The sequence below is a fragment of the Bacteroides mucinivorans genome (assembly GCF_034654355.2).
Taxonomy (GTDB): Bacteria; Bacteroidota; Bacteroidia; order Bacteroidales; family Bacteroidaceae; genus Bacteroides; species Bacteroides nordii.
This window is the reverse complement of sequence record NZ_CP178179.1, coordinates 2305776-2327588: the sequence shown is the minus strand read 5'-3', so window position 1 is coordinate 2327588 and position 21813 is coordinate 2305776. Positions and strand designations below refer to the sequence as shown.

The 21813-nt window shown below is 39.2% G+C and carries 15 protein-coding genes; 2 read left to right on the top strand and 13 right to left on the bottom strand.

Going from position 1 to position 21813, the window contains the following annotated elements; genetic code table 11:
* Window positions 1-74 precede the first annotated feature (74 nt).
* Together VCM39_RS08480 and VCM39_RS08475 are read right to left on the bottom strand one after the other, a co-directional pair.
* The gene (locus VCM39_RS08480) at window positions 75-1154 is read right to left on the bottom strand and encodes a PspC domain-containing protein (RefSeq protein WP_289291979.1); all 1080 of its coding nucleotides are present in this window, start codon (window positions 1152-1154) and stop codon (window positions 75-77) included.
* 21 nt (window positions 1155-1175) lie between these two features.
* Entirely contained in the window at window positions 1176-1502 is a 327-nt protein-coding gene (locus VCM39_RS08475; RefSeq protein ID WP_002562628.1) for a PadR family transcriptional regulator, read from the bottom strand.
* A gap of 273 nt (window positions 1503-1775) precedes the next feature.
* Here VCM39_RS08475 and VCM39_RS08470 point away from each other — a divergent pair, with 273 nt between their 5' ends.
* Window positions 1776-2273 (top strand): GNAT family N-acetyltransferase, encoded by a 498-nt coding sequence (locus VCM39_RS08470; protein WP_322933080.1) that lies wholly within the window; start codon window positions 1776-1778, stop codon window positions 2271-2273.
* A 117-nt stretch (window positions 2274-2390) separates the two neighbouring features.
* On the opposite strand, the gene VCM39_RS08465 is transcribed toward VCM39_RS08470, so the two are convergent.
* From VCM39_RS08465 to VCM39_RS08430, 8 genes are all read right to left on the bottom strand, one after another.
* A complete protein-coding gene (locus VCM39_RS08465; RefSeq protein ID WP_322933081.1) occupies window positions 2391-3593 on the bottom strand; it encodes a T9SS type A sorting domain-containing protein in 1203 nt (400 codons plus the stop codon).
* A gap of 68 nt (window positions 3594-3661) precedes the next feature.
* Complete coding sequence (locus VCM39_RS08460; RefSeq protein ID WP_289291985.1) at window positions 3662-5239, bottom strand: FISUMP domain-containing protein; 1578 nt, start codon at window positions 5237-5239, stop codon at window positions 3662-3664.
* 29 nt (window positions 5240-5268) lie between these two features.
* Window positions 5269-6537: a DUF4302 domain-containing protein gene (locus VCM39_RS08455; protein ID WP_289291987.1), complete on the bottom strand. Its 1269-nt coding sequence runs from the start codon at window positions 6535-6537 to the stop codon at window positions 5269-5271.
* A 5-nt stretch (window positions 6538-6542) separates the two neighbouring features.
* Complete coding sequence (locus VCM39_RS08450) at window positions 6543-7400, bottom strand: putative zinc-binding metallopeptidase (protein ID WP_195348792.1); 858 nt, start codon at window positions 7398-7400, stop codon at window positions 6543-6545.
* A 12-nt stretch (window positions 7401-7412) separates the two neighbouring features.
* On the bottom strand, window positions 7413-8903 hold the full coding sequence (locus VCM39_RS08445; protein ID WP_322933082.1) for a RagB/SusD family nutrient uptake outer membrane protein: 1491 nt from the start codon (window positions 8901-8903) through the stop codon (window positions 7413-7415).
* Between the two features lie 18 nt (window positions 8904-8921).
* Window positions 8922-12533 (bottom strand): SusC/RagA family TonB-linked outer membrane protein, encoded by a 3612-nt coding sequence (locus VCM39_RS08440; RefSeq protein ID WP_289291991.1) that lies wholly within the window; start codon window positions 12531-12533, stop codon window positions 8922-8924.
* Between the two features lie 115 nt (window positions 12534-12648).
* Window positions 12649-13740: a FecR family protein gene (locus VCM39_RS08435; protein ID WP_221649927.1), complete on the bottom strand. Its 1092-nt coding sequence runs from the start codon at window positions 13738-13740 to the stop codon at window positions 12649-12651.
* Window positions 13741-13863: 123 nt separating this feature from the next.
* Window positions 13864-14463: an RNA polymerase sigma-70 factor gene (locus VCM39_RS08430; RefSeq protein WP_221649926.1), complete on the bottom strand. Its 600-nt coding sequence runs from the start codon at window positions 14461-14463 to the stop codon at window positions 13864-13866.
* 470 nt (window positions 14464-14933) lie between these two features.
* Between VCM39_RS08430 and VCM39_RS08425 the strand changes: the two genes are divergently transcribed.
* Window positions 14934-16184, top strand: a complete 1251-nt coding sequence (locus tag VCM39_RS08425) for a phosphatase PAP2 family protein (protein WP_255585686.1) — start codon at window positions 14934-14936, stop codon at window positions 16182-16184.
* Window positions 16185-16536: 352 nt separating this feature from the next.
* On the opposite strand, the gene VCM39_RS08420 is transcribed toward VCM39_RS08425, so the two are convergent.
* The 3 genes from VCM39_RS08420 to uvrA all read right to left on the bottom strand — a co-directional run bounded on the left by VCM39_RS08420 (window position 16537) and on the right by uvrA (window position 21806).
* Window positions 16537-18057: a peptide MFS transporter gene (locus VCM39_RS08420; RefSeq protein ID WP_221649925.1), complete on the bottom strand. Its 1521-nt coding sequence runs from the start codon at window positions 18055-18057 to the stop codon at window positions 16537-16539.
* Between the two features lie 76 nt (window positions 18058-18133).
* Window positions 18134-18613, bottom strand: coding sequence for a Cys-tRNA(Pro) deacylase (gene ybaK, locus VCM39_RS08415; RefSeq protein WP_002562639.1), 480 nt, complete (start codon window positions 18611-18613; stop codon window positions 18134-18136).
* Between the two features lie 367 nt (window positions 18614-18980).
* Window positions 18981-21806: an excinuclease ABC subunit UvrA gene (uvrA, locus tag VCM39_RS08410; protein WP_221649924.1), complete on the bottom strand. Its 2826-nt coding sequence runs from the start codon at window positions 21804-21806 to the stop codon at window positions 18981-18983.
* Between the last annotated feature and the right edge of the window lie 7 nt (window positions 21807-21813).

Sequence of the window (21813 nt, the reverse complement as noted above, 5' to 3'; positions counted from 1 at the left end):
ATAAACAAAAAATGTGCCCCGGACACACTAAACGGGGCACATTTTATAAAACTAACTAAATATTTAACAAATGCTTAGATTGAATGGATACCATAAAGCGGAAATTGCCATCCCAAAGCAGAGAGATTTACCAGGAAAATAACCAGTCCGAGTATCCAGAGAACCAGTAAAGACCACTTCAGACCAGTTGCCATCGGTGGCCAATGGAATATTTGCCGAAGGATCGTATAAACGATACACGCCAACGGGATACCCATCAAAACCACACCGGCTAAACTGCCTGCCACCGTCATAAACGGAGAGATAGATGCCAAAGGTGCCCAGTCGACTGCTGGAAGCATTTCATACAGAACGGCTCCCCCACCAATGGCTGCCGCAATGGCAGCAATAACCAATGCCACAAAGACAATAGCAAGTACAAACAACACCGGACTGAAAACAATGGCCAACACTACCAGACAGGCTTTCAAAAAGAATCCTGCAACCGCAACAAACGCATCTCCCAGTTTTTGAAGAAAGGTACGCGGTTTATCTGAATGCATATAGCTATTCACACCATTGGCTACTTTTTCAAAACCATCGGTCACTGTCTTTCCTATATTCTCAACAGTTACCGCTTCGCCACGCATACTAAGCTTCTCTGCCGCAGTACGGGCCTCCGGAATAACAAGCCAGCAAATGATATATACAGGAATTAATGTACCATATCCACAAATAAGAATGACCAGTGCCAACAGGCGCAACAAGGTCGGATCCCATCCCAAATAGGCAGCCAGCCCACTCAATACTCCGCCCAACAACTTATCATCCGGATTACGATACAACCGGCGCCGGGTAGTATAGGTATAAGAAGTAGAATTACTTGTTGAAGTTTTCTTTTCTTCTTCATCGGTAGTTCCGAAATCCTCAGGTTTTCCCACACGGGCAATTACCTCTTCTACATCAGTAAGTGTAATCACTTGCGAACCTGCATTCAGTTTTTCCAGAAACAATTCCGAAATACGGTTCTCAATATCATCTACTATTTCTTCGGCACCCTCTTGCTTACGAAAATGAAGTTTGAGGTTGCACAAATAGTTGTCCAGCAATCGGTAGGCATCCTCATCTATATGGAAGACAGTTCCACCTAAATTTACAGTCAATGTCTTTTTCATTGTTATTTCTTTTTAATCGGATTATCTGTTAGCTATATGATTCACAGTTTCATTAAGTTCTTTCCAGGAAGTTTCCAGCTCTCCGAGAAATCCCTCTCCTTTCTCTGTCAGTTTATAATATTTGCGTGGAGGTCCTTGTGTAGATTCTATCCATTCGTAACTTAGTAAATCATCATTCTTCAACCGGGTAAGCAATGGATACAATGTACCCTCTACTACAATCAGCCGGGCTTCCTTCAGCTTCTGGATAATGTCCGAAGCATAAGCAGGCTCTTTATGCAATAACAGCATGATGCAGTACTCCAACATCCCTTTCCGCATCTGCGACTTTACATTATCTACATTCATAAACTTCTTTTTTTAGTTTGACGAAACAAATATATGCATTACTCTAGTACTATGCAATGCAAAGTACTATAAATTAATAATAATTAAGTCATTAACAGTTGTACACCTTATTATATATTCGTTCATCCCAAAGTACGTATTTAAGTCTCTGTTAAAATACTATTTAAGTCTGTCTTAAAATGGATATTAACTCACATTTAAATACGTACTTTTGCAATCATACTTATTTATCTCTTATATTTGCGTTTTATAAAACCAAAATACAATACATATATGTTTACTATCAGAAAAGCTACAACAGCAGATTGCGGGTTGATTCACGATATGGCCTCCATCGTATTTCCCGCTACTTATAAAGAGATCATTTCAGCAGAACAAATGGAATTCATGATGGATTGGATGTACTCTCACGATAATATCCGCAAGCAAATGGAAGAAGAAGGACACGTCTACTTCATTGCCTACAAGGGAGAAGAACCTTGTGGATACGTATCGGTACAGCCTCAGGAGGAAAATATATTTCATTTACAAAAGATATACGTGCTCCCCTCTTTTCAAGGACAGCATTTGGGTAGCTTTCTTTTCCGTGAAGCGATAAAATACATTAAGGAAGTACATCCCGCCCCTTGCCTGATGGAACTGAATGTAAACCGCAACAACAAAGCATTGCAATTTTATGAACGGATGGGAATGAAAAAGTTGCGTGAAGGAGATTTCCCGATTGGAAACGGGTATTATATGAATGATTACATCATGGGAATGGAAATATAACAGGATTAACTGCCCGATAACAATATATGAAATGCCCCTTTACATTATTTATTATGCATGATAACAATATATGTAAAGGGGCATTTGCTCTAACGTAAAGTAAAACTTGAGAGAGACTTATCTTTTAATGAATTTCTTTATGCTTGTTTTGCCATCTTTTGTAGCAACCTTAACCAGATAAACACCCTTATTAAGAGAAGCTATTGACAGATTATTCACATCTCTTTGTTCCATCACAGGAGTGCCCGAAACAGCATAAACTGTTATGTCGGATATTTCTTTAGAAACAACTTCAGAATCGGTAATATAAAAATCAGAAGTCAGATTTTCCTGGGTAATTCCGGTAATAGCACCATTCAAACTAAAATAAGAAGAACCGATACCTTTTATGGTAGCAGGAGTGGTAGTGATTGCTTTCTTATCATAATCAACGGTTAACGCTGTTGCAGTCAACGGCATGGTATAAAGCTCAGTAGCCGGATTTGCAAGAGCATACACATTTACTTTATAGCTCAGACTATTAGTTATGGTAAACTGACCGATTGTAGCTCTCAATCGGACTGACTTAAATGAGAAAGCCTTATTTGTATATGATCCGCTAATCAGACAATCTTTCAATGTATATTTGGAAGAAGCATTTGCCGCAAAATTAATGATATCTTTACTACCAGCAAGTCCGGCATCAGCATCACCACAATCTATAAAGCTAACTTTCTCCATTGAAAAATCAATCGGAGTTGTTGCATCATTAGAATAATAACCACCACCCTGGCACTTGTAAAAAGTAACATTATAGAAAGCTGCTTTACTAACTTTTGCCTTTTGAAGCATTATAGCTGCATTGGTAGGGTTGCCGGTATTCAAGTCATGCACTACAGTATTCTTAACAGAGATAGTTGGAATTTCTGTTTCTCCCAATGCTTTAAGGAAACAGATTGTATAATCATAAACTTCACAATCTTCAACTGTCAAAGAAGATACTTTAACAATGTCTTTCGGAATATTCACTAATATCTTAGAAGGAGTCTTTTCTTCCGATGAACAAAATGCAATAATTCCCTTCATAGAGAAATTAATATCACTTTCTATGGAAAACAATACATTATCCATTTTGACTCTTCCGCTTTTTGCTGATATATTCACATCTTTAGTCAACGTAATACTACTCAATGTAGCATTTTCCAAATCAGCAGTAACCACAACATCACCCCCTGCCTCTACTGCAGTTTTAAAATCGGCAAATGTAGAAACTTCAACAGCATTCAATCTCAAACCACCTATTAATAACAGGCAAAGAATAAAAGTAATCTTTTGTTTCATAATAATTATATTTTAGTTTAGTTATTAATATGCTCCCTTCATACAATGTGAAGGGAGCCCCTGCATATTTACCTCTTAATGCAACGAACAGACATGCCGAACACTTTACCCAAAGGTCCTTGGGTACTATTATCCGTATTATAAGCTGCTCTCATTACATAGACGCTATTTCTACTAAACGGATCTTCTCCCGAATATTCAGTAGTACTCCAGAAGTAGGCTTCATAGCCAAATCTGTCAAATGAATAGGTAAAGTCTGAAGTATCCAACGTTCTCCATCCTGCCGGTTGCATAGAAAAGCCGGTCAGATTATTGGGTGTAACACTTGTAGAAGATTGCCAATACCCATCGGTTGCTTTTAAATAAGCAGTACATTTGATGGCTTTAGTAGGATCGGCACCCGGAACAATATAAGTTTTCAGAGATAAGAAATCCTGCTGAGTAGGTATATCCCATCCTTCCGGAGCAAGTTTATTACTGTTTACAACTGCATTCCAATTATACAAAGCTCCAAATACCTCTTTGTAATTCGTCGGATCATTGTTTACATAACAGAAAGCCCCCTCCGTATCATTCTTCCAATCCGCGCCACTGGTTATTTTATTAATAGGAGATCCATTGCTATATCTTTCGCATTTAAAATTATCTGCAATCCAATATTGAGTACCAATTTTAACAACACGGTATTTGTTATAGTCTAAATCAACCAATATATCTGCCTTAGCACTCGTGTTTCTCTGTAGTTTAGAAGCAGAAGTCGCTACCAGTTTATCTTTTTCAAGATATACTTTTTGTAAAGGACTTCCAGCTGTTCCGGCTGTATAAGTACAACTGTTTTTAGCAATATCCCACACTACATTACCACCGTCTTTCACAGCAAGCCCTTTAGTCAAGTCAGCCTTTCCGGAAACAACCGGATATATTACAACCATCTGTTCGGAAACAGTACTTGTTTTAATAAACTCTTTACATACCTCAGCAATCTGTACATCACCATACATTATTTTCTGTACATAGCTAGCCGAAAAATCAGCAGGTACATCAATAGCATATGCCATACCCGTATTGCTCTGGGTTACAGTGATGTCCTTGCTCAAAGAACCGGCTTTAACAGTAATAACAGCAGATCTTGGTTCACCATCCGTATATTCATCTGCCGAAACGGATAATACATCTCCATTGCGAGATACATTACACCACGTTTTATCAACATTGTAAGTCCATGAATCTGTATTCGTCGTTATGGTTACATTCACAGTTTCTCCACTGGCATCCAGTTCCACTTTATCCGGCACAAATGATAATACTTCATTGGCAGCTGCTTGCTCCACCGCAATACTTTTTGTGATATTACCTGCATATACGGTAACCGTTGTTGTACGTGACTGCACTTTCAAATTATCGTCCACCTCAATAATCAGTAAAGCACCTTCAAACCTTAAACTACACCAATCGTCTTTTTCGGGACGTACAGCTTTCCAGGTAGCCTGATTAGTACTTACAGTTATTATTTCTTCATCAGCCGAAGCTGTAAAGTTCACTGTTTCTTTCGAAACAGACAGTGAAGGTTCGTCTTCCTTCGAACAACTAACGAATGAGACAAGCAGCAACAGCATTACGCCTACCCATTTAAATTCCTTTTTCATAAAATTCTCATTTAGTTTATATCTGTAATTTATTTGTTCACTTTCTCAAACTCCATCCAAACCCAGTTCTTCTTTGTGTTTACCAGATAGAGTTTATTGTCCTTCAATACCACAGAGTGCCCGGTTGAATCAAAAAAGTAAGAGTACATCTGAATGCCAATGATATTATCGTAGATATTGATTACCTCATCTCCAATCCACCCTTCCGGTTCATCCTTCCCATACCTCACAAAGACAGCAATGTCATCTCTCTGCTTTTTTATCTCTTTGGCCAATACAGTTTGAGGTGCATCTTTACCATCAATGCTAAGCAATACGGAGAAACCGGTTTTACCGTCTACATCCATAGTCAGCTGGGCACCGGCATAGTTCGGATATTTATATTTGTATAATTCAACCCAACCCTGAACATCATAACTTCCTCCGATCAGCCTGTAAGTGTTTCCGGCAGCCTGTTGTAAAGTAGGATATACAATTAATGGAGTTTTGGATGTCATCAATGTATCTGTATTCTCGGCTACAAACCTGGCCTTGGCATTGTTCCATACAAAATGCTGAATACTCTTACTATTGACCGTCACCGGAGCAGTTAAATCAAATCCTGTATCTGTAAAGGTAAAAGCAGCAGATGATGTCTTTACCGTTTCTCCCTGCATTTCCTTAAATACCAGTTCTTTCTTATCATCTGATAGCGCCACATCTGCCGTAGCTGCCGTAGGAGACTTCAGACAATGAAAAAACGAATTATTGGAGATCGAGGCAATATCCATTTCACGGATAAGGCGAATCTTATGTTGTTCTCCCACACCTACTTTCTTAAATACCACCCGGTCCTGATTTTTACGTCCTTTGCAAACCAGAGAGTCCTGAGTCAATTCCATAATAATAAACTCAAAGTCACCTTTATACCCCTCACCCAAAGGAGTAGTAGAAGGATCGGCATAAGTATGGATCACTGAGTATGTATCAAATGACAGCATCGGTCCTTCACCCGAATTGAGATTATAGGTGGTAGTAGATTCATCTTCATAGTTGGACCACATATAAACCCTGTCTTTACCCGTAAACTTCATGATGAAGCTAACGTAAGAAACAGCATTAGCCGGTTGGTAATCCAGTCGCCAGCCATTAGGAGCTGTTTGCAGTATATCATCGCATTGCTTTAAGAAAGTCTTCATTCTTTCACTTGCCGATTGTGCAAACACATCATCCACCTCATTTTTGCATGAAGTGAAGAATAGAGCCATGAAAGATAGCATCCATATTCCTCTATTCAGATATTTAGTCAATTTTCTCATAATTCCTAATAGTCTCCTAATACCACATTCTTTATTACTTCATCCATTTTCGCCTGAAAATGATACAAATCAATGTCCCATACATCCTTTAGATACCCCACCACAATTGCTTCTTTTTTGCGTAAAGCAGAACGGGCATCTTCACTTTTGATCGTATTGATCATTATATCCCAGTCTCTTTTATTATTTGTCAGCATAGTAGCTATCATTTCCACAAAGTCTTCATCGGGTGCAGACATGGCATAATTTGTTATAAATCCTCTTTCCTGAGCATATTCATTGGAACGCAGATACCAACTGGAAGAATATCCGGTCGTTATAGTACGATAATCCCGGCTATAAGCTACTTGCTGATGCATTATATGGGCAAATTCATGGTGCATCACATGAATAAACCTCTTCAACTTCGTGACATTCTGCGGACTAAAACTGTTTATTTCGTACAATACCATTTTACGTCCTCCCTCTGCAGTACCTTGTGTTACCGTTTCGTCGGGATTATAACTTGCACTTCCTATCAATAATATTTGTTTCGGTATCAAACCTTTAAGAAAATTGCTGCCTGCCTCTTCCACATAAGGATCAACCCAAACAGTTTTTAAAATTTCAAGGAAAGGTTCTACCTTCTCTTCCTCCGGCGGAACCAGATTCTTGGCAACATCCGTCTCACTATCTTTCCAGCGATAAATCACTTCGACATTATAGGGTTTCGTATAATTTTTATAGATATACAAATCCGTAGGACTCAAATCTTTGAGATTGAATTCAGGAATTTCAATACCTGATTCTCCCAAATCTTCTGAGCATGAGTGAAATAGTCCCATACTCAATGCACAAACCAATAGTAACAATACTCTTTTCATAATCATACGTATTTATCTGGGATTAGGTGTTAAACCATAGGCAATAGCATCACTCGGTACCTGAACGGCTCTACGAAGATCGCGTTTGACCAACACATCCTTTTGACTGGGCATGCCATATGGATAATGAACGATTTCTATGCCAAACCGCTTCACATCAAACCACCGCATGCCTTCCATCACAAACTCCACCCGGCGAAGTTCTACAGCACATTGCACAAATGCTGCCTGCTCCGTATCCATCTCATAGAAAGGATTCAATGGAGCATAATCCGCATAGAACTTTGTTATATCTTCGGCTTTTACGTTTTTAGAAATATCATAAGACAAAGTCCGTTTGCTATAAAAAGCATTGATGTCTGCCAAAGCTTCCGTATACCTTTTCTTCATGGCATAAGCCTCTATACGGTTAAGCAGCACCTCATCTTTAGTAAGAATGGGAATCATGGCATACAAATAACCAGTCGTTGCATTGATGCCTATCTGTTGGAAATACTCCTTCCATTTGAGCATGGTAATCGGATCACCTTTATCTGCCTGCCACTTCTCAAGTACATACGCCCAGGGCAAACCTATCGCATTTACCTTGGCACTACGAAATAGCTTCGACTCCAAAGAACTGTTAAAACCATATCGATAGAACTCCTGGTAACGGGCAATCTTTGTCAAAGATGAAGCCAACAATAAAATAGAGGGCTGCTCGGCAGATGTATATTCTTTCTCACGAACAGAAGTAGACAGTTGTCCATGAGTGATCCAGTCACGCAACTGAGAAGCAACATCTCCTGTACCAAAAACGGCATTAGCATGTTCGATAACCTTGTCCCAATCACCTTTATACAGATAGAATCGACTGGCAAAAGCATGTGCGGCAGCCTTCGTAAAGTGATATTTAGGAACGGTATAAGTGTGATCCTGAATAAGAGAAAGACCTTCTTTCAAATCCTGCTCTATCAATTCGTACACTTTTGCTACACTCTCCCTCTTATAATCCTTCAACACAACAGTCTCGGGTTCAGTAACGTATGGAACGCCTAAATCTTTATCGGCTGTTGCCGGATCATAATGTTGAGAAAAAATATTCACCAACATAAAATGGCAATAGGCCCTTGCTACCAAAGCTTCACCACGCTGGGCCTGCGTATCCATCCCACCCAGCTTATCCAAAGCTTCCAAAGCATGATTGGCAGCAGCAATAGCTTCATAACATGAACTCCAATAACCTGTAGGAGAATCCTGTAAGGTATACGAAACATCTTTCCACTTAAAAGACTCTTCAACAGCCCTGTCTGATTGAATGGCTACTCCTTTATCTTCGGCATTGTCACTCATAGCTTCGCAGAATTCAACATAAGCTCTGTTTGGATATGCCGAAACCAATAGCTCGGATATAGTTTTGGCATTATCCAGTTCTGTTCTATTATCAGGCACTTTATCCAGGAAATCATTGCATCCGGACAAAAGAACCGCAGCTGAGATAAATATATAATATCGTACTTTCATATCTTGATTTTATCATGGTTAGAAACTTGTTCGCACAGACAAGGTAAATTGTCTCGGAGTAGGCATTGCTACACCACCCGAACGGAAAAATTCAGGGTCCTGTCCGTTCAACTTTTTATCGGAATAAATCAGCCATAAGTTAGAAGCAACGCAACGTAACTGCAAATTATTCATCCCGACCACCTTCATCCAGTTTCCTTTGAAATCATAAGAAAGAGAAATTTCTTTCAAACGAATAAAAGAACCATTGGCAACCCGCGCATCCGAGTAGTTATAAGCATTATAAGCCACATTGAGATTCTCTATATTAGACACTTGCCTTTTCGAAGGAATACCCGGTACGTCGGTATACTTCTCATTTCCTGCCTGCATCCATCTGTTTTTCATCTCTTTCGGCATAGCACTCATATCCGAATATACAGCAGAGAACTCCGGATACAGACGAATCACATTACCAAACTGATAAGTGAAATACACGTTCATCTTCCAGTTTTTGTACGTAAAACCGTTGTCAAATCCACCGGTTACTTTCGGATCAATAGAACCTTCATACTTCAGATGGCCGATATTATTATTTTCCTGAAAATTAATATCAGTAGAAGTCAATTCTCCGTCTTCATTGATAAAGGTGGGAAATCCGTTGCTATCCAATCCTTTGAACTGATACGAAAACAGTCCTCTCACAGGATAACCTTGCAAAGGGCCTCCTTCTTCTTTCACCAGGTCGATGACTCTGGGCATTGATTTTAGATTCGTAATCTCATTATGGTTGAATGAGAAAGTCAGATTAGAAGTCCAGTTGAAATTCTTCGTAACGATGTTCTTTGTATTTAATGTAAATTCTACACCACGGGATTTCATATCTGCATAGTTCGCAGCTTTCATCGCTTCTCCCCCGATTCCGGATGTACGCATATAACCAATCAGGTCGAATCCGTTGCGGAAATAAACGTCTGCGCTCAAACTTATCCGGTTACGCAGGAATCCCATATCAATACCTACATTCGTTTCGTATTGTTTCTCCCAGGTAAGTTCCGAATTCTGCAATGAGCTTATTAAAACCTGATTCTCTCTGTTTCCTTGCGTATCGCGAAAAGTAACCTGATTTCTGAAAATAGCCAAAGCATTGCTGGCTGGTCCCATACTGGCTGTCAATCCATAGGTAGCTCTCAGTGTCAATGCAGAAAAAAGAGTCTGGGTTTTCATGAAACTTTCTTCCAAAGCATTCCATGAACCACTGACATTCCAGGTAGGCAACCAACGGGAATCACGCGCACGTCCCAAACGATTCGAACCGTCATAACGTCCGGTTAAGTTCAAAGTATATTTCCCATTATACGAAAAACTGGCAGTTCCAAAGAAGGCAACAAAACGATCATAATTTTCTTCCATTCCATAATAATCAAAACCTCCTACCAATATCTGCTGCAAGATGCGATAGTCAACAGAAGGAACACCCCCCTTATCCCATTGATATCCGTAACCATTATTAAAACCGTTTTTACGGTCGGCAGACTTTACTTCCTGACCAACCATCAAATTAAAAGGGTGCTTCCCAAACAACATTTTATTATAATTGGCCGTTGCCCGAAAGTAGTAACTTAGCATCGTATTATTAGTCGTATTATAAAAACCGCCTTCGGGCATTACCACTTCAGGCAATGCATCCGGGTTATCCGGGTCTTTATAAAGGAACTTATTTTTATCACGAATGGTAGCATCATCTGCTGCACGATAGGCCATTGCCATATTAGAATTACCGTATATTTTATGTTCCTGTGTAGACTTAACATACCTTATTGCGCCCAAAGCATTCAGCTCCAAACTCTTGAAAGGCTTATAATTCAATTCCATTTGCAACTTCAGGTCCATCATATCCATATCAATGAAGTTGGAATTCATTTCATTCAGAATACTAAAAGGAGCATAGTTCATCCGGTAATACTCAGGATCCCCATTAACTGTACGATCTGACATTGTCCTACTCGTATTCAATGCATAACTGAAAGGATTGATATCAAAATCACGTGTATATTCTCCATTCACGGCATCCATGTCACGATCCATGGTTCCCGGAACCCTCTGGTTACGAATTGATCCGCTGGTATTTACTCCGAAAGTCAGGTATTTATTCAAATCAAATGAAGCATTCATGTTGGCAGTATAGCGGTTTACCTTATCTGCATCTGTCCAACCCGGATCATTATAAAAACTAAGAGAAGTATAGAAACGGGAACGTTCATTTCCTGATGAAATACTTAGTGAATGATTACTTTGAAGAGTTGGTTTAAACAAAATACTAAACCAATCTGTATTACGCATCTCTGCTGACTGCAAAAAACGCGAACGGGATTGAGGTGTATTCATCAACCCGAACTGTCCGTTAGTCTTGTCAAACTGGTTAATAAGATCATACATCTGAAAAAATACCCCTCCATTCTCAGCCCGTGAAATTGTAGCATGATCCAGCCAACCTTTCTGCTCCATATCCAGATAGACAGACATCTGATCTTTTGAGTTCATAATATTATATTGCGAGTACGAAGGACGGGTACGCATGGTAAACTCTCCTGTATAACTAATGGATGCAGTGCCTTTCTTACCCCTCTTTGTCGTCACAACAATTACTCCGTTCATTGCACGCGCTCCATAAAGTGCAGTAGCCGAAGCATCTTTCAATATTTGAAAACTCTCAATATCGTCAGCATTCAATCCGGCAACAGCTGAACTGATAAGAGTAGCTGCATTTCCGGAAGACAAATCATCCGGAGATACTTCCACCATATCTTCGAGGACTACCCCGTCAACTACCCATAAAGGGCTTTGGTTACCATATATGGAAGATGCACCACGAACGCGTATCTTCGGAGCGGCACCAAATGTACCGGATACAGACTGTACCTGCACTCCTGCCGTTTTCCCCTGTAGCATTTTACTAATGTCGGTTACTCCGTCAACCTTTGCCTTATCACCCGAAATACGATCGGCAGCTCCAGTAAACAATCTGCGGTCTATCTTCTGGTATCCGGTAACAACAACTTCATCCAATTCCTGAGAATCCGAAAGTAATACTATTTTAGTAAAACCGGGAGCTATATTGAGTTCCTGAGTTTTCATTCCGACGTATGAAACAATAAACCTTCTGGCATTATCAGGAACATCTAATTGGAATTTCCCATCAAAATCTGTAATTGTACCCGTAGAGGTACTTCCTTCTATCTGTATTGTCACGCCTGGCAATACCTCTCCGCTCTCATCGGTAACCTGCCCGGTTATATTTTTGACTTTCTGTTTCGGCTTTTCTGCATTTGTTTTATGCTTAAAAATCTGTATACGCTTATTTTTAACTTCAAAATTCAGATTCTGACCGTCCAAAATAATCTTCAAAGCATCTTCAATGCTTTTATTCTCTAACTGTACAGTGACAATTTTAGATAATTCTACATCATTGACATTGAACCACAATGAAAATTTTGTATCATTTTTCAACTGCTCCAGTGCTTCTTTGACTGTAACATTTTTAAGATTCAGAGATAATGTAACATCCTGAGCCAATAAATTCTTACTACATAATAAAACTATTAAAATAGTACTAATTTTCAGGATGCTATTCAACTTATTTTCATACATTTGTAACATCTTTATATATTAAACAATATGTTTTTATATGCTGAGACCGGAGTCGGGAGTGCGCCAACAGAACCCGACTCTTTGTTTTTATATCTTATTCCTCATAGATTCCCTCCTATTTTCTTGATATTACTATTTTATTATTATCGACAACATAGTGTAAATTGTTACTTTCTGCCATCATTTTCAAAATATCATACAAAGTTTCTTCATTTCTAAAATCTCCATAGAATTTTTCATACTTCAACTTTTCATCTTTTATTTCAATCTGTACATTAAAAACCCTTTCCAGATCGCGGACAATCTGAATAAGAGATTCCTCATCAAAAAATAAAGTATTCCGTAGAGTTATATTCGGATTTTCTGTTTTTGTCAGGACCTTATCTACGTTTATTTGTTTCTTATCAATAGGCTCTTCTTTAGGTAAAGTCCACATGGCATACAGATCGGCCTTCACATTTTTCACCTTCATATCCTTTTTTGCCTTATCAAAAATAGCCTGCTGATTAGGAACCAGATGAACTTCTTGTTTCTTATCCTCAATTCCTACATTCAGGCTTCCCTCAACAAGAGTCACTTTAGCACTTTCATCATCCGAATAAGACTTAAAATTGAATTTGGTACCCAATACTTCTACCTGTACCTTACCCGAAAAAACTTTGAATGGCAAATTCCGGTTCTTAGTTACTTCAAAGTAACCTTCGCCGCTTAACTTTACGTCACGGTTATTTTTTCCAAAATTATTTTCATACGAAAGAATACTCCCTGAGTTTAACCAGACGGTTGTACCGTCCGGCAAAACAATTTTTGATTTAGAACCAAACGGAATTTCTATCGTTTGTGTTAGCCGAGTCTGAATATAGTGACTTTGAATGAAATAAAAGGTAGTACCTCCCAAACCAAAAACAAGTAATAAAATAGCCGCATAACGCAAAGTTCTATACAGAGAGAGTGTACGATGCTTCCTGCTTACAGTTCCTATTCTGACCACAAAGCGCTTATAGGCAGATTCAACCGAAGGTCTAAAACGCTTTTTGCTATTCAGAACATGCAGATATTTTTTTAAGATACAATACTCCTCATACTGTTTCTTATTTTCCGGACTGGCATTATACCATTGCCGCAAATAAGTATACTCTTCAGAAGACAGAAGCCCTGAAAGTTGCTTATCAATAAGTTCTTCAATTATATTATTATTTTCACCCATATTAAGTCCTTTTAATAGGGAGACGAGATTTTTAAGATGTAGGGGTAGTGAAATTCTAAAAAAAATTTCAAGAAAAAACAATTATGGCGAATTTAATCACACAAAGAGCTGTATTTTCAGATATTAGTGTCTAAACAAAAAGACAAATGCAACAACTATAGCAAAAAGATAGTCACCAAGCCCTTCTTTTAGTACGGATAGGGCCTTTTTAATATGATATTTAACTGTATTGATAGAGATATTCAGACGTTCTGCTATTTCCTGATTAGAAAGCCCTTCAAACCGGCTCATTTGGAATACAGTCCGGCATTCAATTGGCAATGTTGACACTATCTCTTCTATTTTATCCTCCAGCTCCAATAAAGCTATTTTATCAAACAACTCTTCGTCAGCAATAAAACAAGTTTCATATTCATCAATAGTACTCATGCGCACAACCTTGGTTTCCTGCACATTACTACGCAAATAATCAATACTCCTGTTACGCACCGAACGGATTAAATACCCTTTCAACGAAATATTAATGTCAAGTTGCTTCCGTTTTTCCCATACCGATAGCAATACATCTTCGGCTATACCCTGGCATATATATTCATCCTCTATATATTCATAGGCTATAGCGCACATCAATGCATAATAGAGATCGAACAAACGGCGAAAAGCATTGTGTTCTCCATTCCTTAATTGAATAAGTAATTCGGTTTCTATATGATAAGGATTCATTTAATTGTTTACCTTGCAATTTTATCTTGTGCCACAAAGTTATACGAAATTTAATTTAATATGTAAGAAAACACAGATAAAAAACAAAATAAAGAAACAAATCGCCTAATTTTATCTACAAAGTGAGAGAAACCCACCTAAATAATCAGAAAAAAAATAAAACAATGCAGTACTTTATGATTCTTAGTTTATCAAACCTTCTTTATACAGTAATATGTGTAATAGTCCATAACAAAACATATACCGAATCATCACATATACCAGCATTTTATTTATATACACACCAGTTTATATACTTATAAAGTTTACTGTAATACAACAACTTAAAACTGATAAAAGGAAAAACAATAATACAACACAGATTAGTATACTATCATAGTAAACGATAAATTGAATTTATTTCTGTATAAATTCAGTTTTCTTACAGAATTGCCTTATATCTTTGTAGCGATTAAAACTACTACTAGATTATGAAGCTTATTCTTATATTATTGCTATGCTATATCTGTCCGTTCTTGCACTCTGCAAATGAGCCAAATCTGACTGATTCATTGCCATCACTCACTCCATCAGTACCGGCAAACCGCTTCCAGTATACAATGCATAAAATAGCCAATTCACGAGTCTACCAAATGACTTATGTAGGTGTACCACTTGTAATAGGCGGTCTTATTGTGAAAAGTGAAGACGATCATTTTCGTGGATTACGCAACAGCCGTCTGCCCTCTTTCAAACAACATTATGACGATTATCTTCAATACCTCCCCGCTGTAACAATGTTAAGTATGAAGATTGGCGGTGTAAAAGGACGTAGTTCGTGGGGACGCATGCTTGTATCCGATGCTTTTTCTGCCATTATAATGACTTCAATAGTTAACGGATTAAAGACACAGACCAGAGTAACACGTCCCGACAATTCCAACAATCATTCTTTTCCCTCCGGACACACAGCCACGGCCTTTATGACGGCTACTATGATGCATAAGGAGTATGGAGAACGTAGTCCATGGTATAGTATCGGCGCCTACTCAGTGGCTACAGCAACGGGACTTACCCGTATGGCAAATAACAAGCATTGGTTGAGTGACGTATTGGCAGGAGCCGGGTTTGGCATTTTATCAACAGAACTTGGGTATTTTTTGGCTGATCTTATATTCAAAGATAAAGGTATCCATAACTTTTCTACTTCGAGTGATTTTGAATGGAAAATTAATCCCTCTTTCTTTGGCATTTATCTGGGACTCAATGTTGCCCCAGGTACTTACACTCTATCCGATAAAGACCGATTCCACTTTTCATCCGGTAGTACTGCCGGACTGGAAGGAGCCTGGTTTCTCAACCCATATATAGGATTAGGTGGGCGCTTCTCGGCAATCAACATGGCAGTGATATTCAATAATGAGGCACTGGAAGAGTCAACCGATCTTTTAGCTGGGCATGTAGGAATCTATTTCTCATATCCCATCACACCACGCCTACTGGTAGGAAGCAAGGTTCTGGCAGGCTATAGTTACTATTCATCCTGTAACTTGCCTGTAGCAGTGATAGGTAGCAGAGGTGGATTCAGTATGGGGACAGGTGCTTCGTTTACTTTCCTGGCAAAACAAAATCTGGGAGTAAGATTCTTTCTGGATTATAATCTGATACCTACTCCTGTGAAGTCTGATAAGACATGTACACAGATTATGACATTAGGCAGTGCTGTATCTGTGATTTTTTGAAGAAAGACACAATGATATTTACTATTAAACTGATCAGAAATGAACTCACCACAGAGTAACACAGAGTTTAAATCTTTATTAAAACGCAGATGAACGCAAATTTTCACAAAGGGAAACAAATATATGATAAAGAACTACAGTCTTTTAATCTGTATTAATCTGTGTTAATCCGCGTTTCATCAGATAAAGACTACTCTGTGGAACTCTGTGTTACTCTGTGGTGAAATACACTCAAAACCGTACAGAAAGGAAGACTGGGTTCACATTATGAACAAGGAGCAAAATAAAAAAAACGAGGATATCTAAAAAGATTAGATACCCTCGTTATATTCTATGGTAATAAAACTATTTCTTATTTAGCCACTCTTTCCAGCCATTTCAGCATAAAGAGCATTGTAATCATCGAAATACTACAAGCCACCACAAATACTGTCCATGTCATCCAAATAGGAATTGTCTCATACAGCACAGCACCGATGAAAAGCAACTGATTACCTATAGCAGTAGCACCAAGCCATCCACCTTGCATGATACCCTGATATTTAGGAGGAGCCACTTTGGAGACAAACGAGATTCCCAACGGAGAAATATACAATTCAGCAACTGTAAGGATAAGGTAAGTCAACATCAACAACAACGGAGTGACTTTCACCGGTGAAGTTCCTACAGCCAGGATTTCTTTATGCAGAGGCAAATCGGCAACATAAGAGCCAATGGCCATTACAACAAATCCCAAAGCTGCTATTCCCATACCGATTGCTATCTTTTTCGGAGTAGACGGTTCACACCCACGCGCACGCTGACGAGCAAATACAGCCATTATCACCGGAGTAAGGAACACCACAAAGAAAGGATTCAACGATTGGAACAATTCAGCCGAGATAGGCATTCCGAAGAGATTAAGATCGGTGTATTCTTTTGCAAAGAATGTCAACGTCAAACCATTCTGATGGAAAGAGAACCAGAAGAAAATAACAACACCAAATACAGCAAACAAAGCATAAATACGCTGCTTTACCTCTTGTGCACTCATCTCTACTACAGTTGCAGCAGTATTGCTCTTATCAGCAACAGCTTTCTTACTTGGATCCGGGAAGTTCTTCTTATTCAACATATAGATAAGAAGTGAAACAGCCATTGCTACAATAGCAACAGCAAAAGCATAATGGAAACCGGTAGTAAATACATTCAGATAATCAGCAGCAAAAGTTGTAAGATCGGTTACAGGAGTAGAAGAAGACTCTGAGGCCAATCTGGTATAAGTTTCGATAGCTTCCGGAGTTAAAGTCTGAGCCAACTGCCCATGGCACAAAGCAGGCAGATCGGCATTATAGGCATAACCGAAAGTAGACAACCACCAGTTACGTACACCGATTGCTGCCATCGGAGCAAAAATAGCACCTATATTGATGAACATATAGAACAATGAGAAACCGGAGTCACGCATAGAAGAGTACTGAGGATTGTCGTACATTTGTCCGACCAATGCTTGCAGGTTACCTTTAAAAAGTCCGTTACCAAAAGCAATAACAAACAATCCGATACAGGTGATAGTTAAAAATAAAGTTTGATTGTCAACCGGAGTTTTGGAAGGAATAGCAAGCATCAGATAACCTAAGGCCATCAAAACAATACCTACCATAATCGTTCCTTTGTAGTTTCGTGTTTTATCGGCAATAATACCCCCTACCAAGGCAAGGATGTAAATAGAGAAATAAAACGTTGAATAAATAATCCCTGCGGTCTTTCCATCCAGCCCAAACTTAGCTTGCAGGAAAAGAACAAGGATTGCCATCATAGTATAAAAGCCGAAACGTTCGCCAAGATTGGCCAAAGCGGCTGGGATTAACCCTTTAGGGTGTTTACTAAACATAAGATATAAATATTTAATTAATAATTTGAATTGTCATTTCAAGTATAATTTCTGCAAATATATACTTTTTTTTGAATTATTCAGTGAACAAGACACAAACTTCAGCGCGTGCTTCCTTAATTAAATCGTTAGGAGCCACTTTTATCTGTAACCCCCGCTGGCCGGCACTTACATAAATATACGGAAACTCAAGACAGGTCTCATGAATGTAGGTAGGAAAATGCTTTTTCATCCCGATAGGTGAACAGGCACCACGAATGTATCCGGTAGTAGGAAGAAGTTCCTTCATCGGAATCATATCACAACTCTTGTTGCCGGATACTTTAGCAGCAAGTTTCAGATTCACCTCTTTGTCGCCGGGAACAATACAAACAAAATGCCCGGTCTTATCTCCATGCAAAACAAGAGTCTTAAATACCTGATCGATATTCTCGCCTAAGTTTGCTGCCACATGTACAGCACTCAAATCATCTTCATCTACCTCGTAAGGAATTAGTTCATAAGATATTTTAGCCTTATCTAACAAGCGGGCAGCATTGGTTTTATTTATTTTCATGACTTATTTCTTTCTGTTTATAGATTTCGGAGAACAAAAATAGGAAAAAATTATCCCCCGGCAAAAACGTTGATTCGTTTTTACCGGGGGAAATACACCTTTATAATACTTCAAACGCATATCTCCTGCGTATAGTAACGAAGTATCTTTTTATTTTTTCATAAACTTAAAGGTTTTCACACCATCTTGTCTGACCATTTTCACAGGCTATCCAGTATGGCACCACTATTGGCAGATACCGAGAAACAAATAACAACGATAAAATAAACAATTGATTCTTCATCTTAAGGTATATATTTTCAGTTTTCTTTACCACCAGCAGGCGTACAAGTCCGGTAAAATCCGCTACCGGAAACGGTATTCCTCGCTAAAGGGAAAGTTCCTCGCGAAGAAACTTCGGCGTATATCCTTTCTTGCTCTTCGCAACCTCTTCAGGCGTACCGAAACTGAGAAGTTTTCCTCCTCCCTTTCCACCATCCGGGCCCATATCAATGATATAGTCTGCCATCTTTATTACATCCAGATTATGCTCTATCACAATAACCGTATTTCCCTTATCTACAAGCTTATTCAGTACATTCATCAGCACACGGATATCTTCAAAATGCAGTCCGGTGGTAGGTTCATCAAGGATATAAAGTGTCTTACCGGTATCACGCTTTGAGAGTTCGGTAGCCAACTTCACACGCTGACTTTCACCACCGGAAAGAGTAGTTGACGACTGCCCTAACTTAATATATCCCAAACCAACGTCTTGTATCACTTTTATCTTATTCAGAATTTGTGGCACATTTTCAAAGAATTCAACTGCACGATTGATAGTCATATCCAACACATCGGCTATGGATTTTCCTTTAAAACGTACTTCCAAAGTTTCGCGGTTGTAACGTTTGCCATGACACACTTCGCAGGGTACATATACATCCGGCAGAAAGTTCATTTCAATTGTCTTATAACCATTCCCGGAACACGCTTCACAACGTCCGCCAGACACATTGAACGAGAAACGTCCCGGCTTATAACCACGTATCTTTGCTTCCGGTAATCCTACAAACAAATTGCGAATATCAGAAAAAACACCTGTATAGGTAGCCGGGTTGGAACGTGGTGTACGTCCCAACGGAGATTGATCTACATTGACCACTTTATCAATATTCTCTAATCCTTCAATCGAACCATATTCCAACGGATCCTGAAGAGAGCGATAAAACTTCTGCGAAAGAATAGGCTGCAATGTTTCGTTTATCAACGTAGATTTGCCACTACCCGATACACCGGTCACACAAATCAATTTACCCAATGGGAATTCCACATCCACATTCTTCAGATTATTTCCTTTTGCACCGCGAAGCCATAATGACTTACCATTACCGGGACGGCGTTTGGCAGGAACTTCTATCTTCTGCTGACCATTCAGGTACTGCGAGGTTAATGTAGACGTCTGTAACATCTCCTGTGGCTTACCGGCAAATACCACTTCACCACCCAGACGGCCCGCTTTAGGTCCCATATCAATCACATAATCAGAAGCCAACATCATATCTTTGTCATGCTCTACCACAATCACAGAATTACCCATATCGCGCAATTCCTTCAATGAGTTAATCAGACGCAGATTATCCCGCTGATGAAGTCCGATACTCGGCTCGTCCAGAATATAAAGCACATTCACTAACTGTGAACCAATCTGTGTTGCCAATCGAATACGCTGACTCTCACCACCCGATAAACTCACCGAACTACGATTGAGAGATAGATAATCCAACCCTACATCCAACAGGAATTTCAGGCGTGTACGAATTTCTTTCAATATCTCGGCTGCAATCTTCTTTTGTTTATCAGACAGAAACTCATCCACCTTCTGCAACCAGTCATAAAGCTCGCTGATATCCATATTGGAGAGTTCATTGATATTCTTATCATGAATGCGGAAATGCAATGCCTCTTTATTAAGTTTCGCTCCCTTGCATTCAGGACAGACGGTAGTACGGGCAAACTGTTCTGCCCATTTCTGAGCTGTAGCCGAAGCATCTTTCTCCTGCAACATCTGGATATACTTCACTACACCCTCATACGTTACGAAATAATCAGAAGAGGTGCCAATGAGTGAACTCTTTATCTTAATTCGTTCATCCGATCCATACAGCACTTCATCCATAGCATCTTCCGGTAAATCTTTAACCGGAGTTTTCAATGTGGCTTCATACTTTTCAAGCAATGCACCGATTTGCCAGAATATCATTGCATTCTTATATTTGCCCAACGGAGCAATAGCACCTTCATAGATAGACATGTTCCGGTCAGGAATCACCTTATCGATATCAATCTGATTCACTACTCCAAGTCCCTTACACTTTGGGCAGGCTCCTTGCGGAGAGTTAAAAGAGAAATTATGCGGAGCCGGTTCCCTGTAGGACAGTCCGGTTACGGGGCACATTAAACGCTTACTATAGTGACGGAGTTCTCCGGTAGTGACGTCCAATATCATTAGTAATCCGTCACCCTGACGCATTGCTGTGGCAACACTTTGTTTCAGACGTTTATCGTCCTTATCGCCCACTATCATTTTATCAATCACTACTTCAATATCATGATTCTTGTAGCGATCCAACTTCATACCATGCGTCACTTCACGTACCTCACCATCTACACGTACATAAAGATACCCCTTCTTACGTACTTGTTCGAACAGTTCTTTATAGTGTCCTTTACGGGCACGCACCAACGGTGCCAACATATAGATTTTCTTGCCTTTATAATCTCCTAAAATAAGGTCAAGTATCTGCTCTTCGGTATATTTCACCATTTTCTCTCCTGAGAGATAAGAGTAAGCTATTCCGGCACGGGCATAGAGCAAACGGAGATAATCATAGATCTCCGTTGTTGTACCCACTGTAGAGCGGGGATTCTTGTTTGTTGTTTTCTGTTCGATGGAAATCACCGGACTCAATCCGGTTATTTTATCTACATCAGGACGCTCCAGATTACCCAAAAAATTACGGGCATAAGCTGAAAAGGTTTCAATATAACGTCGTTGTCCCTCAGCAAATATCGTATCGAATGCCAAAGAAGATTTACCACTTCCGCTCAATCCGGTAATAACTGTCAGACTGTTACGGGGAATTTCAGCATCAATATCTTTCAAATTATGTACACGCGCACCGTATACATTTATATATTCTGTTTCCTGCATATCCTTT